The sequence below is a fragment of the Citrobacter sp. S-77 genome, assembly GCF_963864895.1.
In the GTDB taxonomy this organism is placed as follows: domain Bacteria; phylum Pseudomonadota; class Gammaproteobacteria; order Enterobacterales; family Enterobacteriaceae; genus Citrobacter; species Citrobacter murliniae.
Genome location: NZ_CAWLWU010000002.1, coordinates 3,332,810 through 3,347,718, shown reverse-complemented (window position 1 = coordinate 3,347,718; position 14,909 = coordinate 3,332,810). Strand labels below are relative to the sequence as shown.

General features: G+C 51.9%; 14 protein-coding genes and 1 tRNA gene. 8 read left to right on the top strand and 7 right to left on the bottom strand.

All coding sequences use genetic code 11. From position 1 onward, the window contains the following. Position 1 precedes the first annotated feature (1 nt). Genes hpaE through AACS05_RS16605 form a run of 3 tightly spaced genes read right to left on the bottom strand, consistent with a single transcriptional unit; the run spans position 2 to position 2,858 of the window. Positions 2 to 1,468: a 5-carboxymethyl-2-hydroxymuconate semialdehyde dehydrogenase gene (gene hpaE / locus AACS05_RS16615; protein ID WP_045445750.1), complete on the bottom strand. Its 1,467-nt coding sequence runs from the start codon at positions 1,466 to 1,468 to the stop codon at positions 2 to 4. Next, positions 1,465 to 2,229 carry a fumarylacetoacetate hydrolase family protein gene (locus tag AACS05_RS16610; protein ID WP_045445747.1) on the bottom strand — a complete coding sequence of 255 codons (765 nt, stop codon included), beginning with the start codon at positions 2,227 to 2,229 and terminating at the stop codon, positions 1,465 to 1,467. Before AACS05_RS16610 ends, hpaE begins: the two co-directional genes overlap by 4 nt. After that, positions 2,226 to 2,858 carry a fumarylacetoacetate hydrolase family protein gene (locus AACS05_RS16605; RefSeq protein WP_045445744.1) on the bottom strand — a complete coding sequence of 211 codons (633 nt, stop codon included), beginning with the start codon at positions 2,856 to 2,858 and terminating at the stop codon, positions 2,226 to 2,228. Before AACS05_RS16605 ends, AACS05_RS16610 begins: the two co-directional genes overlap by 4 nt. A gap of 283 nt (positions 2,859 to 3,141) precedes the next feature. Between AACS05_RS16605 and hpaR the strand changes: the two genes are divergently transcribed. Further along, on the top strand, positions 3,142 to 3,624 hold the full coding sequence (hpaR, locus tag AACS05_RS16600; protein WP_052369307.1) for a homoprotocatechuate degradation operon regulator HpaR: 483 nt from the start codon (positions 3,142 to 3,144) through the stop codon (positions 3,622 to 3,624). On the opposite strand, the gene AACS05_RS16595 is transcribed toward hpaR, so the two are convergent. Further along, positions 3,584 to 3,658 (bottom strand) — tRNA-Arg (locus AACS05_RS16595). The two genes, hpaR and AACS05_RS16595, sit on opposite strands and share 41 nt — an antisense overlap. 74 nt (positions 3,659 to 3,732) lie before the next feature. Then, positions 3,733 to 4,674, bottom strand: a complete 942-nt coding sequence (locus AACS05_RS16590) for a formate/nitrite transporter family protein (RefSeq protein ID WP_045445741.1) — start codon at positions 4,672 to 4,674, stop codon at positions 3,733 to 3,735. A 285-nt stretch (positions 4,675 to 4,959) separates the two neighbouring features. Here AACS05_RS16590 and mlaA point away from each other — a divergent pair, with 285 nt between their 5' ends. Beyond that, positions 4,960 to 5,715: a phospholipid-binding lipoprotein MlaA gene (mlaA, locus tag AACS05_RS16585; protein ID WP_045445738.1), complete on the top strand. Its 756-nt coding sequence runs from the start codon at positions 4,960 to 4,962 to the stop codon at positions 5,713 to 5,715. A gap of 58 nt (positions 5,716 to 5,773) precedes the next feature. On the opposite strand, the gene fadL is transcribed toward mlaA, so the two are convergent. Beyond that, positions 5,774 to 7,054 (bottom strand): long-chain fatty acid transporter FadL, encoded by a 1,281-nt coding sequence (gene fadL, locus AACS05_RS16580; RefSeq protein WP_045445736.1) that lies wholly within the window; start codon positions 7,052 to 7,054, stop codon positions 5,774 to 5,776. A 371-nt stretch (positions 7,055 to 7,425) separates the two neighbouring features. Between fadL and AACS05_RS16575 the strand changes: the two genes are divergently transcribed. The 4 genes from AACS05_RS16575 to sixA all read left to right on the top strand — a co-directional run bounded on the left by AACS05_RS16575 (position 7,426) and on the right by sixA (position 12,038). Next, positions 7,426 to 7,710, top strand: a complete 285-nt coding sequence (locus AACS05_RS16575; protein ID WP_045445733.1) for a YfcZ/YiiS family protein — start codon at positions 7,426 to 7,428, stop codon at positions 7,708 to 7,710. A gap of 176 nt (positions 7,711 to 7,886) precedes the next feature. Beyond that, on the top strand, positions 7,887 to 9,197 hold the full coding sequence (gene fadI / locus AACS05_RS16570) for an acetyl-CoA C-acyltransferase FadI (protein ID WP_045445730.1): 1,311 nt from the start codon (positions 7,887 to 7,889) through the stop codon (positions 9,195 to 9,197). Further along, on the top strand, positions 9,197 to 11,344 hold the full coding sequence (gene fadJ / locus AACS05_RS16565; protein WP_045445727.1) for a fatty acid oxidation complex subunit alpha FadJ: 2,148 nt from the start codon (positions 9,197 to 9,199) through the stop codon (positions 11,342 to 11,344). Before fadI ends, fadJ begins: the two co-directional genes overlap by 1 nt. A 208-nt stretch (positions 11,345 to 11,552) precedes the next feature. Further along, the gene (gene sixA, locus AACS05_RS16560; protein WP_045445723.1) at positions 11,553 to 12,038 is read left to right on the top strand and encodes a phosphohistidine phosphatase SixA; all 486 of its coding nucleotides are present in this window, start codon (positions 11,553 to 11,555) and stop codon (positions 12,036 to 12,038) included. A 96-nt stretch (positions 12,039 to 12,134) separates the two neighbouring features. On the opposite strand, the gene smrB is transcribed toward sixA, so the two are convergent. Next, positions 12,135 to 12,686, bottom strand: a complete 552-nt coding sequence (gene smrB / locus AACS05_RS16555) for an endonuclease SmrB (protein WP_045445721.1) — start codon at positions 12,684 to 12,686, stop codon at positions 12,135 to 12,137. 166 nt (positions 12,687 to 12,852) lie between these two features. Between smrB and prmB the strand changes: the two genes are divergently transcribed. Next, positions 12,853 to 13,785: a 50S ribosomal protein L3 N(5)-glutamine methyltransferase gene (gene prmB, locus AACS05_RS16550; RefSeq protein ID WP_045445719.1), complete on the top strand. Its 933-nt coding sequence runs from the start codon at positions 12,853 to 12,855 to the stop codon at positions 13,783 to 13,785. A gap of 38 nt (positions 13,786 to 13,823) precedes the next feature. After that, complete coding sequence (gene aroC / locus AACS05_RS16545) at positions 13,824 to 14,909, top strand: chorismate synthase (RefSeq protein WP_045445717.1); 1,086 nt, start codon at positions 13,824 to 13,826, stop codon at positions 14,907 to 14,909.

Below are 14,909 nucleotides of genomic sequence, written 5' to 3'. Positions count from 1 at the left end.
ATCAGACTCCCCATTTTGGGATCGGATGGTCGCCCATCGAGATGCAGACGTTTTTCATTTCAGCGAACACTTCAAAGCTATATTCGCCGCCTTCGCGGCCGGTGCCGGAAGCCTTCACGCCGCCAAACGGCTGACGCAGGTCGCGGACGTTCTGGGTGTTGACGAACACCATTCCGGCTTCGATGCCGCGTGCCAGACGCAGCACTTTGCTGACGTCCTGGGTCCAGATATAAGAGGCGAGGCCGTACTCCACATCGTTGGCCAGGCGTAGACCGTCCGCCTCGTCTTTAAACGGCAGCAGACAGGCTACCGGGCCAAAAATCTCTTCCTGCGCCACGCGCATGCGGTTGTCGACGTCCGCTAGCACAGTTGGTCGCAGGAAGTTGCCGTTTTTCAGATGTGCAGGCAGGTCAGTGGGTTTATCCGGGCCTCCTGCCAGCAGGGTCGCCCCTTCTTCAATACCAAGGCGGATATAGCCGGAGACTTTCTCCCAGTGCTGCTGGCTAATCAGTGCGCCCACCTGGGTGTTCGGATCGTTCGGGTCGCCGACGCGCAGACGTTTTGCGCGTTCGGCAAAGCGTTTAACGAACTCGGAGTAGATGCTCTGCTGAATGAAGATACGCGAGCCAGCGGTGCAGCGTTCACCGTTGATCGAGAAGATAGTGAACAGTGCGGCGTCGAGTGCACGCTCAATATCAGCATCTTCAAAAATCAGCACCGGCGATTTCCCACCTAATTCCATGGAATATTTTTTCAGCCCGGCATTTTTCATGATATTGCGACCGGTGGCGGTTCCGCCGGTAAACGACACCGCGCGTACGTCGTGGTGGCGAACCAGCGCATCGCCCGCCGTTGCACCATAGCCCTGAACCACGTTCAGTACGCCCGCCGGAATACCGGCTTCCAGCGCCAACTCGCCCAGGCGGTCAGCGGTCAGCGGTGATAACTCAGACATCTTCAGCACTGCGGTATTGCCCAGCGCCAGGCACGGCGCGACCTTCCAGGTGGCGGTCATAAACGGCACGTTCCAGGGTGACACCAGCGCGCAGACGCCGACCGGTTGCACGAGCGTGTAGTTCAGCATCTTGTCGTCGACCGGATAGGTCTTGCCGTTCATCTGCTGGCATACTTCGGCGAAGAACTCGAAGTTATGCGACGCCCGCGGGATCAGTACGTTTTTGGTCTGGTGGATAGGCAAACCGGTATCGGCGGTTTCCATGGCAGCGATCTCCGGCACGTTCTGGTCGATCAGATCGCCCAAACGACGCATCAGACGCGCACGCTCTTTCATCGGCAGGTTGGCCCATTTCGGAAATGCCTCTTTTGCCGCCGCAACTGCCTGATTCACCTCGTCTGCACCGCCGGAGGCCACTTCCGCCAGCACCTCGCCGGTCGCCGGGTTAGTGGTGTGGAAATACTCGGTGGCCGCGACATTTTTGCCGTTGATCCAGTGGTTAATCTTTTTCATGACAGCTTCTCCTCATATGTCTGCTGGCTGATGATGTGGTTGACCAGGTGGCCGACGCCCTCCACTTCGACGATCACTTCATCACCCGGTACTACGTCCGACAGCCCTTTCGGGGTGCCGGTAGCGATCATGTCGCCAGGTTGCAGGGTCATAAACTCGCTCAGGTAAGCGATCAGAAATGGAATGCTGAAGATCAGATCGGCGGTGGTGCCTTGCTGGCGCAGTTCACCGTTGACCCAGGTGCGCAGTGCCAGATTATGTGGGTCTGGAATATCCGCTTTATCGACGATCCAGGGACCTATCGGCGTCAGGGTATCGCGGCTTTTTACCCGTAAATTGGGGCGATAGTAGTTTTCCAGATAGTCGCGGATGGCGTAGTCATTGCAGACGGTGTATCCGGCGACGTACTCCATGGCGTCGGCTTCACTGACTTTACGCGCAGTTTTGCCGATCACCACGACCAGTTCAGCCTCGTAGTGCATGTACTCGACGTTATCCGGGCGCACCGACTCCTGCTGGTGGCCGATAAAGGTGTTTGGCGCTTTGATAAACACCAATGGTTCGGTTGGTGGCTTAAACTCCAGCTCGCTGGCGTGATCGGCGTAGTTCAGACCCAGCGCGAACAGCGTGCCGTCGGCGGGGGGGAGCCAGCGGAATTCGCCCTCATTTAGCAGCTTGCCGTTCTCTAACTGTACCTGGCCGCGTTCATCAACCTGAACATCGTGATGTTGTCCCTGCCACTCAATACGTGCTTGTTTCATGCCGGCTCTCCTTCAGCAACCACCGGGTTTTCCAGCGTCGGGAAGCCTTCGGCGAGAATGCGTACGCGATCGCCGGGTCTCAGCGTTACGCGGTTGTGCGGGGTCCCGATCAGAATAGCGTCGCCGGGTTTAAGGGTGGCGAATTCGCTCAGGGCGCTCAGTAGCTCGGCGGAGGAGCGCTGGAGGTCTGCGGTGTTCCAGCTATCTGCTTCGCGACCGTTGATTTCAGTGATGATGATCAGTTCATCGACGTTACTCGGCGTAGCGAGAGCGCCAATCGGACAGAAACCATCGCGGCATTTGGCTTTAATTGCCGGGCGATAGAAGCTCTCTTCCGGCAGGCTGACGTCATTAGCCAGCGCGTATCCTGCAATATAAGCAGCAGCTTCTTCTGCGGCTACTTTGTGGGCGGTTTTGCCGACAATCAGCGCCACGGTCGCACCGCTCTGTACTGTTTCATCCTTCGGGTAGGGGATGGTCTCGCCGTTACCGATAACGGTGTTGCGCGGTTTGATAAACCAGACCGGGGTCTTCGGCAGCGTTTTGTAGGGAGCCTGCTGAAACGCATTGCGCCAGGCATCAAGCTGGCTGCGATGGTTAAGGGCTACGGCGAAGATGGTACCTTTCATTTACCACTCCTCTGGTATGGATTCAGGAATCAAAGAAAATTCATTAATATGTTAACGATTATCTTTTATGCTTTGTGGAAAGGTTTGGCAAACAGAAGTGAATGTTTTGTGAGCGGATTAACAATAAATTTACACAAATAAAATTTATTCCATATAAATCAATGGATAAATTATTTTGTGTGTTGTGTTGTACTTTTCAGGGATAGAAGCTGGTTGCGATCTGGTGCAATTAACGCTATTTATTAACTTATTAACAAACAGGTATGAGGTTCAGAGGTAAGTCATGCATGATTCATTAACTATCGCGCTGCTGCAGGCGCGGGAAGCGGCGATGACACACTTTCGCCCCATCGTTAAACGCCATAATCTTACCGAGCAGCAGTGGCGTATCGTGCGTATCCTTGCCGAAAACCCGTCGATGGATTTTCACGATCTGGCCTTTCGCGCTTGTATTTTACGCCCGAGCCTGACCGGTATTCTGACCCGCATGGAACGCGATGGTCTGGTGTTGCGCTTAAAGCCGGTGAACGATCAGCGCAAGCTGTACATTTCGCTCACGCCTGCGGGTTCGACGCTGTATGAAAGTGCGAGGTCCGAGGTGGAAGAGGCCTATCGCCTGATCGAAGCTGGATTTACTGTCGAAAAAATGCGACAACTTACCGCGCTACTGCAAGAGTTTATTACGCTGGGTAATGGGACTGGGGGAGATAGTGAAGAGGAGTCTCTGGTGTCCCCTGCAGGAATCGAACCTGCAACTAGCCCTTAGGAGGGGCTCGTTATATCCATTTAACTAAGGGGACGAAGCGGCACGAGTATAGCGTTTTTTACTTCCAACGGTAAGTCTCAGGCCGCCCGACTGCTCAAACAGTCGCCATTAAGACTGTTTTTTCTGGTTTTTCTGCTGTTGCTCTCGCTGTTTGGCCTGCATTCGGGCCTCTTCCTTTCGCTTATTGCTCATGTCATTGCGAATCTGTGCGTGGCTCATTAGTGCGAAGATAAATGTCCCGCCACAGATATTTCCGGCAAGCGTCGGTAAGGCGAAGGGCCAGACGAAGTCTCCCCAGTGCAGCGTACCGTTAAAGACCAGATAAAGGATTTCAACTGAGCCAACGACGATGTGCGTGGTATCACCCAGTGCAATAAGCCAGGTCATCAGGATAATGACCACAATCTTTGCCGCTCCTGCTGCGGGGAACATCCAGACCATCGTTGCAATTAGCCAGCCGGAAATAATTGCGTTAGCAAACATCTCTCCGGGGCTGTTTTTCATCACATCCATACCAATTTTGACGAAGGCATTGCGGGTGGTTTCATCAAAAATTGGCATATATTCAAACGCCCACGCCGCAATCCCTGTGCCGAGAATATTACCTAGTAGCACTACGCCCCACAGGCGCATCAACAGGCCAAAATTACCGATGGTGGGATTTTGCATTACCGGTAATACGGCAGTAACGGTATTCTCGGTAAAGAGCTGCTGGCGAGCCATAATTACGATGATAAACCCGAAGGTATAGCCCAGGTTCTCCAGTAAAAATCCACCGGGAACGCCCTCAAGCTGTACGTGAAAAATACCCTTTGCCAGTAATGAGGCGCCCATCGACAACCCGGCCGCAATGGCTGACCACAGCAGCGCCATCGCGTCACGTTCCATCTCTTTTTCTCCGTCCTGGCGGATATGCTCGTGAATTGCCATTGCGCGGGAGGGAAGTCGATCCTCATCGAGTTCGATTTTCTTACCACTCATTTTTTCTTCGCTTTCAACTTCGAGTTCGTCACTGTGTCGATCGATTTTTTCTTTTTCGATGTCATTCATACCAGGATCCTGAAAAAGCACGTATAGCTAAAGCGTAGCGGTTTTATCCTGTTATTCGCGGGAGAAAATCTGAAATCGCAAAAATGGTAACGTTTGTTTTTATCGGGTTCGATAGAATAGAAGGCCCGGTGTCTGTGTTACCAGGCTATGATCAAATCAGTAAGATAGGGTATATAGACATCGTTTGACGTGCTGTTACAATCGCTCACATCTATACAGGCGGATACGTTATCGTTCCGTCACGGATGGCAATCAGCGATAGCCATAATATACAGGGAGACACTTATGAAGCTTCGCCTGTCGGCGCTTGCGCTGGGAACCACACTTTTGGTGGGGTGTGCGAGCTCCGGTACAGAACAGCAAGGGCGCTCGGATCCGTTTGAAGGGTTCAACCGCACCATGTACAACTTCAACTTTAATGTGTTGGATCCGTATGTTGTTAGACCGGTGGCAGTCGCCTGGCGTGATTATGTTCCTCAGCCGGCACGAAATGGTTTAAGCAACTTTACTGGCAACCTTGAAGAACCAGCCGTAATGGTCAACTATTTCCTGCAAGGCGACCCCTATCAGGGAATGGTGCATTTTACCCGTTTCTTCCTGAATACCTTGTTAGGTATGGGTGGGTTTATTGATGTTGCGGGTATGGCGAATCCAAAACTGCAGCGCGTTGAACCACATCGTTTCGGTAGTACATTAGGCCACTATGACGTCGGTTACGGACCGTATATGCAGCTTCCGTTCTACGGAAGTTTCACCGTTCGTGATGATGGTGGTGATATGGTCGATACCCTGTATCCGGTACTGTCCTGGCTGACCTGGCCGCTGTCGGTGGGTAAATGGACAATCGAAGGGATTGAAACCCGTGCGCAACTGCTCGATTCCGACGGCCTGCTGCGCCAGTCTTCTGATCCTTACATCATGGTGCGTGAAGCTTACTTCCAGCGTCATGACTTTATCGCTAACGGTGGGAAACTCAAACCAGAAGAAAACCCGAACGCGAAAGACATTCAGGATGACTTAAAAGACATTGATTCCGAGTAGGAATGAGACAAATAAAAAGGTGAGCTAAAAAGCTCACCTTTTTTACGTCTGAAGAGAATCAGAATGCGTAGTTGAAGTTGGTACCAAACAGCCAGGCTTTACCTTCAGAGTCGAAAGTATACGGGCCTTCTTTGACGGTCACTTTCTGTCCGTGCATATAAGAAACGCCGACGTCGATAGAGGCATCGTCATTGAATGCATAAGTCGTTCCCGCACTCAGCCACAGGCGATCCTGGTCTGGAATGGAGATGGAACGCTTGCTCGCAGGAACCGGGCTATCGTCATAGGCAATACCGGTACGGAAGGTCCAGCTTTTATCCATATAGTATGTGGTACCCAGCGCGATGCGGTAAGAATCTTTAAAGCCTTCTTCTTTATAGAACAGGGTCTGTCCATTTGAACCTGTCGCTTTCAGTTCCTGGAACTGACTCCAGCTGGTATAAGCCATGCTGTAGTGGATAGCCCACTGTGGTGCAACACGGTTGTAGCCAGACAGTTCCCACATTTCCGGCAGGTTAAGTGTCAGAGAGCCTGGGACGGTAGCATTGGTTGTTCCCCATGGGAACGCGGTGCCTGCACCAGGTAAAGCATTTGCCTGGGTGCGAATGCCGCTTTTGTAATCGCCATCGAAATCAATTTTGACTTCAGAGCGATACGTTAAACCGTAGCGGTTATTTTTATCCAGCTCATACAAGATGCCGGCGTTCCAGCCATAACCCCATTCGTCCCCTTTCAGGCTGGCAATTTTGTTGCTGACCTTCGGCAATGCAGCGGTCTGCTCACCGGAATAACGTTCAATTTTTGCGTCGGCATACACGGCATTAAAGCCGACACCGAAACTCCAGCTATCATTCAGACGGTAGGCACCACTCAGGTTAAGGTTGACCGTTTTCAGGTCGGTCTTCCCACCGTATTCACCAACGATATAGCTGTCGTTAAATTCAGTCGCCAGGCCGTAGTTTGATGTAACAGAAGCCCCCCAACCAAACTGTTCGTTAATAGGCATCACAAAGTGAGCATTGGGGACCCAAGCCGTAGGGGCGATATTATCCGCGTCGGTACTACGACCGGTGTACGGTGATTTACCTGAAATATTAACGTCAGGATCGATATACACCGCACCCGCTGAGAAAGTGGGGCGATCGAACATCATAATCAGTGCCGGGTTACGACTGGCGTTGCCTGCATCATCTGCGATAGCGCCTTCACCCGAATATGCCCGGCCAAGGCCAGAGGAAGAAAATTCGTTTAACTGAAAGCCTGCAGACCAGGCCTGTGTGGAGATAATTGCCACTGCGACTGCGAGAGCAGACTTTGTAAACAGGGTTTTCTGGCTCATGACCATAACCTCATCGATTTATTTTTATACAAACAATGTTACATGCCGTAACAGGAGCGCGAAGTGTAGGGTCTGAGGTACTACTTAGAAATCAGACCAGTGGCGTGAGTATAGGTCTGACCAGATAGAATGTTGCAAGTATGTTTATAAAATTTTTCAATTATGATCTTAAAAACGCGATCCAGCTGGCAAAAATGCGGAGATGCGCACTCACCTGTTTGGGCGATTTTTGTTTTAGATCATTTTTAAGTGTGATTTCGGTCACTTATCTCATTTCGCACAATTAACGACTGGAGAGGTGAATAATGGGAGCGTAAAATATCCCCATCGTTTATCTGGCACCTCAGGTGCGAATACAGAGGAAATCTACAATGAGTAAATGCAGTGCTGATGAAACCCCGGTTTGCTGCTGTATGGATGTTGGCACCATCATGGACAACTCCGATTGCACCGCGTCATACAGCCGTGTTTTCGCGAATCGCGCTCAGGCAGAAGAAACGCTGGCCGCTCTGACCGAGAAGGCCCGTGGTGTAGAATCTGAACCTTGCCAAATCACCTCTACTTTTACTGAAGAGGCTGAAGGTGTACGTCTGGATATCGATTTTGTCTTCGCCTGTGAGGCCGAAACCCTGATCTTCCAGCTGGGTCTGCGTTAATCCCTTCTTCAAATGCCCTTGTCACCTCCAGACAAGGGCATTTTCGTAACAACCAGTGATTATTCACTGTGTCATAGCTCCCACTTTCTTTTTTCTCCGCTTGGCTAAATGTAAAAAATTGGTTAAGACTGTGATCAGGTCAGACCACTTATTTTTATTTTTTACAGGGGAGTGTTATGAGTCAGGCTTTACCGCTGGTTACCCGTCAGGGCGATCGCATCGCCATTGTAAGCGGACTGCGCACGCCATTTGCCCGTCAGGCGACTGCGTTTCATGGCATTCCCGCCGTTGATTTGGGGAAAATGGTCGTAGGTGAGCTGCTGGCACGTAGCGAAATACCTGCAGATGTCATTGAGCAACTGGTTTTTGGTCAGGTAGTACAAATGCCTGAAGCGCCCAATATTGCCAGGGAAATCGTGCTAGGCACCGGAATGAATGTTCATACGGATGCTTATAGCGTAAGCAGAGCCTGTGCTACCAGTTTCCAGGCGGTGGCGAATGTCGCGGAAAGTCTGATGGCGGGCACGATTCGTGCGGGAATTGCCGGCGGCGCGGACTCCTCGTCAGTCCTGCCTATTGGCGTGAGTAAAAAGCTGGCGCGGGTGCTGGTGGATGTCAATAAAGCCCGAACCACCGGTCAGCGCCTTAAACTCTTTTCCCGACTGCGTTTGCGTGATCTGATGCCGGTTCCACCAGCTGTCGCTGAGTATTCCACTGGCTTACGCATGGGGGACACGGCTGAACAAATGGCAAAAACCTATGGCATTACGCGTGAGCAACAGGATGCATTGGCGCATCGTTCCCATCAGCGAGCTGCTCAGGCCTGGGCGGAAGGTAAGCTGGCGGAGGAAGTGATGACCGCCTATGTCCCACCGTTTAAAGATCCCATTTCAGAAGATAACAACGTTCGTGGTAACTCTACACTGGCGGATTACGCGAAATTGCGCCCCGCGTTTGACAGAAAACATGGCAGCGTAACGGCAGCAAACAGTACGCCGCTGACTGACGGTGCGGCCGCCGTGATTTTGATGACGGAATCCAGGGCAAAAGAGCTGGGTCTGGTGCCACTGGGCTATTTGCGCAGTTTTGCCTTCACTGCCATCGATGTCTGGCAGGACATGCTGCTTGGTCCGGCATGGTCAACGCCACTGGCTCTGGAGCGGGCGGGTCTGACAATGGCCGACCTGACGCTTATCGACATGCACGAAGCTTTTGCCGCTCAAACACTGGCGAATATCCAGCTTCTGGGTAGTGAACGTTTTGCCCGGGAAGTACTGGGTCGATCGCATGCGACAGGTGAAGTGGATGACAGCAAATTTAATGTACTGGGCGGCTCTATTGCTTACGGGCACCCCTTTGCCGCCACCGGTGCACGGATGATCACCCAAACCCTCCATGAGTTACGACGTCGTGGCGGTGGATTTGGTTTAGTGACCGCGTGTGCGGCAGGTGGTCTGGGTGCAGCAATGGTTCTGGAGGCAGAATAATGGAAATGACATCGGCTTTTACGCTACATGTACGTCTGGATAACGTGGCGGTTGTCTCCATTGATGTGCCCGGAGAAAAAATGAATACCCTGAAAGCTGAGTTTGCTACTCAGGTTAGGGCCATCCTGAAACAAATTCGCGAAAACAAAGATCTGCGCGGTGTCGTGTTCATTTCAGCGAAACCCGATAATTTTATCGCCGGGGCGGATATCAACATGATTGGTAACTGCCGCAGTGCGCAGGAAGCTGAAACACTGGCCCGTCAGGGACAGCAGATTATGGCGGAAATTAATGCGTTGCCGATCCCGGTTATCGCCGCCATTCACGGTGCGTGTCTTGGGGGCGGCCTCGAGATGGCTCTGGCGTGCCACAGTCGCATCTGTACTGATGACGCAAAAACTGTACTGGGGCTGCCAGAAGTTCAACTGGGTTTGCTGCCGGGTTCTGGCGGTACGCAGCGATTACCACGTCTGATTGGCGTAAGCACCGCGCTGGACATGATCCTGACGGGTAAACAGTTACGTGCAAAACAGGCGCTGAAAGTTGGATTAGTGGATGAAGTCGTGCCGCAGACTATTCTGCTTGAAGCGGCCGTTGAACGGGCTAAAAAGGACAGTCTGGCGCACCGAAACTTGCCTGTGCGCGAACGAATTTTAGCTGGGCCGTTGGGTCGGACGCTGCTGTTTCGTATGGTAAGTAAAAAAACGGCGCAAAAAACGTCAGGCAACTACCCCGCGACGGATCGAATCCTCGAGGTAATAGAAATTGGCCTGGCTCAGGGGAGCAGTAGCGGGTACGACGCTGAAGCCCGTGCGTTTGGTGAGCTGGCGATGACGTCGCAGTCACAGGCATTGCGTAATATCTTTTTTGCTAACACTGAAGTGAAAAAAGATCCTGGTAGCGATGCCCGGCCCGGCCCGTTGAACAGTGTTGGGATCCTGGGAGGCGGTCTGATGGGCGGTGGTATTGCGTACGTGACAGCCTGTAAGGGCGGCTTGCCAGTGCGCATTAAAGATATCAATACTAAAGGAATCAATCACGCCCTGAAGTACAGCTGGGATCAACTTGATACAAAAGTTCGCCGCCGGCATATCAAAGCGGGTGAACGTGACAAACAGTTGGCGCTGATTTCGGGTTCAACCGATTTTCACGGTTTTGCTCATCGCGATGTTGTTATTGAGGCCGTGTTTGAAGATCTGTTGTTAAAACAACAGATGGTGGAAGAAGTTGAGAAGAATTGTGCCCCTCATACTATTTTTGCCTCTAACACTTCATCTTTACCGATTGGCGACATTGCTGCAAATGCCGCCAGGCCGGAGCAGGTTATTGGCTTGCACTTCTTCAGCCCGGTGGAAAAAATGCCGCTGGTGGAGGTCATTCCGCATGCCACGACCTCTGAGCAGACGATTGCCACGACCGTTAAATTAGCGAAAAAACAGGGCAAAACGCCGATTGTGGTTCAGGACAAGGCCGGGTTTTACGTTAACCGTATTTTAGCGCCTTATATCAACGAAGCGATTCGTATGCTGACCGAAGGTGAGCGTGTCGATAATATTGACGCCGCGCTGGTGAAATTTGGTTTCCCGGTAGGACCAATCCAACTTTTGGATGAGGTCGGAATAGATACAGGCACTAAAATTATACCAGTGCTGGAAGCTGCTTACGGTGAACGTTTTAGCGCACCTGCAAATGTTGTCGCTTCAATTTTGAATGACGATCGCAAAGGTAGAAAAAATGGTAGAGGTTTCTATCTTTATGGTGCGAAAGGGCGTAAAAGCAAAAAACAGGTTGACCCTGCCATTTATGAGCTTATTGGTGCGCAGGGGCAGAGTCGACATACCGCCTCGCAAATTGCAGAGCGATGCGTCATGTTAATGCTCAACGAGGCAGCGCGCTGTTTCGGTGAGGGGATTATCCGCAGTGCGCGTGATGGTGACATCGGCGCTGTATTTGGTATTGGATTCCCGCCATTCCTCGGCGGCCCGTTCCGGTATATGGACTCTCTCGGGGCGGGTGAAGTGGTTGCAACTCTGCAACGGTTGGCTACGCAATATGGCTCCCGGTTTACACCGTGTGAGCAGTTATTGCAGATGTCGGAACGTGGTGAAGGTTTCTGGAAGTATGGGGAAACTGACCTGAATACTTGAGGTCAAAGGTAGGATGAATCCGCACTGAATGTATGGGTCGTGCTCAAAATGTAAACAAAGATTGACTATACTTACGCCGTTGAGGTAAAAAACAGCGTTTCATTCAGTGAATGGATAAGGCACAATGCCGGCCACCACATAGTTGCGACGGCCAATAGGGGCTTTGCGTCAACGTGTTGGTGATTCTGGTTAACAAAAGCGGTGCAATATGCAAGTTTTTATCATGCGTCACGGCGACGCGGCCCTCGATGCCGCCAGTGATTCGGTTCGTCCCTTAACCTCCTGTGGTTGTGACGAATCTCGCCTGATGGCGAACTGGCTGAAAGGTCAAAAAGTGGATATCGAACGTGTTCTGGTGAGCCCGTTTCTACGAGCCGAACAGACGCTGGATGTGGTAGGGGAGTGTATGAACCTGCCAGCTAGTGTGGATGTTTTGCCGGAGCTGACTCCCTGTGGCGATGTCGGTCTGGTCAGTGCCTATTTGCAGGCACTGGCCAACGAAGGTATCGCAACGGCGCTGGTGATCTCTCACTTGCCTTTAGTGGGATACCTCGTGTCTGAGCTTTGCCCTGGTGAAACACCGCCGATGTTTACCACATCTGCGATTGCCAGCGTAACGCTTGATGAGAGCGGTAAAGGCATTTTCAACTGGCAAATGAGCCCGTGTAATTTGAAAATGGCAAAAGCGATTTAACCGAAGTCGTGTCAGGTGTCGTAAGCCGCATAAGGCGAAGTCGCCATCTGGAAAAATAAAAAGAGCCGCAGATGCGGCTCTTTCTGTTTCTGTTGGTCAGGGAAGTTCTGGCGGCAACCACTCTTCCACTTCAATCAGTACCAGTAGTGCGGCATCACCGCCATACTCTTTTGGCGCCTGATGGAAGGCCATTACATGCGGGTGTTGCGCCAGCCATAGTGGCGTTTGCTGCTTAAGAATGTGCTTGCCGTGACCGTGCATTACGCAGGCGCAAAACACATGTTCACGACGACAGGCGGCAATAAGCGCGCCTAACTCCTGCTTAGCCTGCTGCTGCGTCAGTCCGTGTAAATCTAAAAACAGCTCCGGGGAGTAATCGCCACGGCGCATTTTCTTCAGCTCAAAATGGCTGACATCGGCACGCAGGTACCTCACCGGACCGTCCGTATTCAGCAGCGGTTGAAACTCATCAGAGAAATAGTGGCTGGCATCAGCCTGTTCCTGCAGCAGTCTCTTGACCGGAACTTCGGTATTTTTTTTACGTTGTGGCCGATGGACTATAGTGTCCTGCTTTATTTGGCGAGTGCCGGTCATCAGCTGGCGAAACAGCGCCTGATCCTCCTCGCTAAGCGATGTTTTCTTTTTCATTCGAGAGTCTCATCTTTTATTTTTCGTTAGTTTAACCCGACTCGACAGGCATCCGATCGCTTAAAACGCAATTTTAACGCTCAGGCTCTGTGTGAATGCTGATTTATCGCCGTCTTCGTGGCAAACTAGCCGCCGAATTTAATGCGAGCATGCCCTGGAGGAATACGTGGATAAAATTTTCGTTGATGAAGCAGTGAGTGAACTGCATACCATTCAGGACATGTTGCGCTGGGCGGTCAGCCGTTTTAGCGCGGCGAATATCTGGTATGGCCATGGCACGGATAATCCATGGGATGAGGCGGTACAGCTGGTGCTGCCGTCTCTTTACCTGCCGCTGGATATTCCTGAAGATATGCGTACTGCGCGTCTGACTTCCAGCGAGCGCCACCGTATTGTTGAGCGTGTTATTCGTCGCGTCAACGAACGTATCCCGGTTGCTTACCTGACCAACAAAGCCTGGTTCTGTGGACATGAATTCTATGTCGATGAACGCGTGTTGGTCCCTCGCTCACCGATTGGCGAGCTTATCAACAATCGCTTTGCTGGTCTTATCAACGAACAGCCGCAGCATATTCTGGATATGTGTACCGGCAGTGGTTGTATTGCTATCGCCTGTGCGTATGCCTTCCCGGAAGCTGAAGTGGATGCTGTGGACATTTCCACTGATGCGCTGGCAGTCACTGAACACAATATTGAAGAGCATGGCTTGATCCATCACGTCACGCCGATCCGTTCCGATCTGTTCCGCGACCTGTTGAAAGTCCAGTATGACCTGATTGTGACCAACCCACCGTATGTCGACGCAGAAGATATGTCCGATCTGCCTAACGAATATCGTCACGAGCCGGAGCTGGGTCTGGCATCCGGTAGTGATGGGCTGAAACTTACCCGTCGCATTCTGGGTAACGCCCCAGACTACCTGTCGGATAACGGTATTCTGATTTGTGAAGTCGGAAACAGCATGGTACATCTGATGGAACAATACCCGGATGTACCGTTTACCTGGCTGGAATTCGACAACGGTGGTGACGGCGTATTTATGCTGACTAAAGAGCAGCTGATTGCCGCTCGCGAACACTTCAGCATCTATAAAGATTAATACACGCGCACAAACACAACATTCATAACGGAGCCGTGATGGCAGGAAACACAATTGGACAACTCTTTCGCGTAACGACCTTCGGCGAATCACACGGGCTGGCGCTCGGTTGTATTGTTGATGGTGTTCCGCCTGGTATTTCTCTGACCGAAGCCGATCTGCAGCACGATCTCGACAGACGCCGTCCAGGAACTTCGCGTTACACGACCCAGCGCCGTGAGCCGGATCAGGTGAAAATCCTCTCTGGCGTGTTCGAAGGCGTAACCACCGGGACCAGCATCGGTTTGTTGATTGAAAATACCGATCAGCGTTCGCAGGACTACGGCGCGATTAAAGATGTTTTCCGTCCGGGTCATGCTGACTATACCTACGAGCAGAAATACGGTTTGCGTGATTACCGTGGCGGCGGGCGTTCATCCGCTCGCGAAACGGCGATGCGCGTGGCGGCCGGGGCTATAGCCAAAAAATACCTGGCGGAAAAATTTGGTGTCGAAATTCGCGGCTGTCTGACCCAGATGGGCGATATTCCCCTGGAGATTAAAGACTGGTCTCAGGTGGAACTTAACCCGTTCTTTTGCCCGGATCCGGATAAAATTGAAGCGCTGGATGAACTGATGCGCGCGCTTAAAAAAGAGGGTGATTCCATCGGGGCAAAAGTGACCGTTGTCGCCAGTGGTGTGCCAGCGGGCCTCGGTGAACCTGTTTTTGACCGCCTGGATGCAGACATCGCTCATGCGCTGATGAGCATTAACGCGGTAAAAGGCGTGGAGATTGGCGATGGTTTTGACGTTGTCGCACTGCGTGGTAGTCAGAACCGTGATGAAATCACCAAAGAAGGTTTCCAGAGCAACCATGCTGGTGGCATCCTGGGGGGGATCAGCAGCGGGCAACAAATTGTTGCACATATGGCGCTGAAACCGACTTCCAGTATTACCGTTCCTGGGCGCACTATTAACCGATTTGGCGAAGAAGTCGAAATGGTAACCAAAGGACGTCACGATCCGTGCGTTGGGATCCGCGCAGTGCCGATCGCAGAAGCGATGTTGGCGATTGTACTGATGGATCACCTGCTGCGTCAGCGGGCGCAAAATGCGGATGTGAAGACTGACATTCCACGCTGGTAA

Excerpts from the sequence above, each read along its gene's own strand:
- fadI (WP_045445730.1), top strand. The coding sequence starts at position 7,887 with ATGAGTCAGGCTTTACCGCTGGTTACCCGTCAGGGCGATCGCATCGCC.
- AACS05_RS16575 (WP_045445733.1), top strand. The coding sequence starts at position 7,426 with ATGAGTAAATGCAGTGCTGATGAAACCCCGGTTTGCTGCTGTATGGAT.
- hpaR (WP_052369307.1), top strand. The coding sequence starts at position 3,142 with ATGCATGATTCATTAACTATCGCGCTGCTGCAGGCGCGGGAAGCGGCG.
- fadJ (WP_045445727.1), top strand. The coding sequence starts at position 9,197 with ATGGAAATGACATCGGCTTTTACGCTACATGTACGTCTGGATAACGTG.
- fadL (WP_045445736.1), bottom strand. The coding sequence starts at position 7,054 with ATGAGCCAGAAAACCCTGTTTACAAAGTCTGCTCTCGCAGTCGCAGTG.
- AACS05_RS16610 (WP_045445747.1), bottom strand. The coding sequence starts at position 2,229 with ATGAAACAAGCACGTATTGAGTGGCAGGGACAACATCACGATGTTCAG.
- smrB (WP_045445721.1), bottom strand. The coding sequence starts at position 12,686 with ATGAAAAAGAAAACATCGCTTAGCGAGGAGGATCAGGCGCTGTTTCGC.
- AACS05_RS16590 (WP_045445741.1), bottom strand. The coding sequence starts at position 4,674 with ATGAATGACATCGAAAAAGAAAAAATCGATCGACACAGTGACGAACTC.
- mlaA (WP_045445738.1), top strand. The coding sequence starts at position 4,960 with ATGAAGCTTCGCCTGTCGGCGCTTGCGCTGGGAACCACACTTTTGGTG.
- AACS05_RS16605 (WP_045445744.1), bottom strand. The coding sequence starts at position 2,858 with ATGAAAGGTACCATCTTCGCCGTAGCCCTTAACCATCGCAGCCAGCTT.
- sixA (WP_045445723.1), top strand. The coding sequence starts at position 11,553 with ATGCAAGTTTTTATCATGCGTCACGGCGACGCGGCCCTCGATGCCGCC.
- hpaE (WP_045445750.1), bottom strand. The coding sequence starts at position 1,468 with ATGAAAAAGATTAACCACTGGATCAACGGCAAAAATGTCGCGGCCACC.
- aroC (WP_045445717.1), top strand. The coding sequence starts at position 13,824 with ATGGCAGGAAACACAATTGGACAACTCTTTCGCGTAACGACCTTCGGC.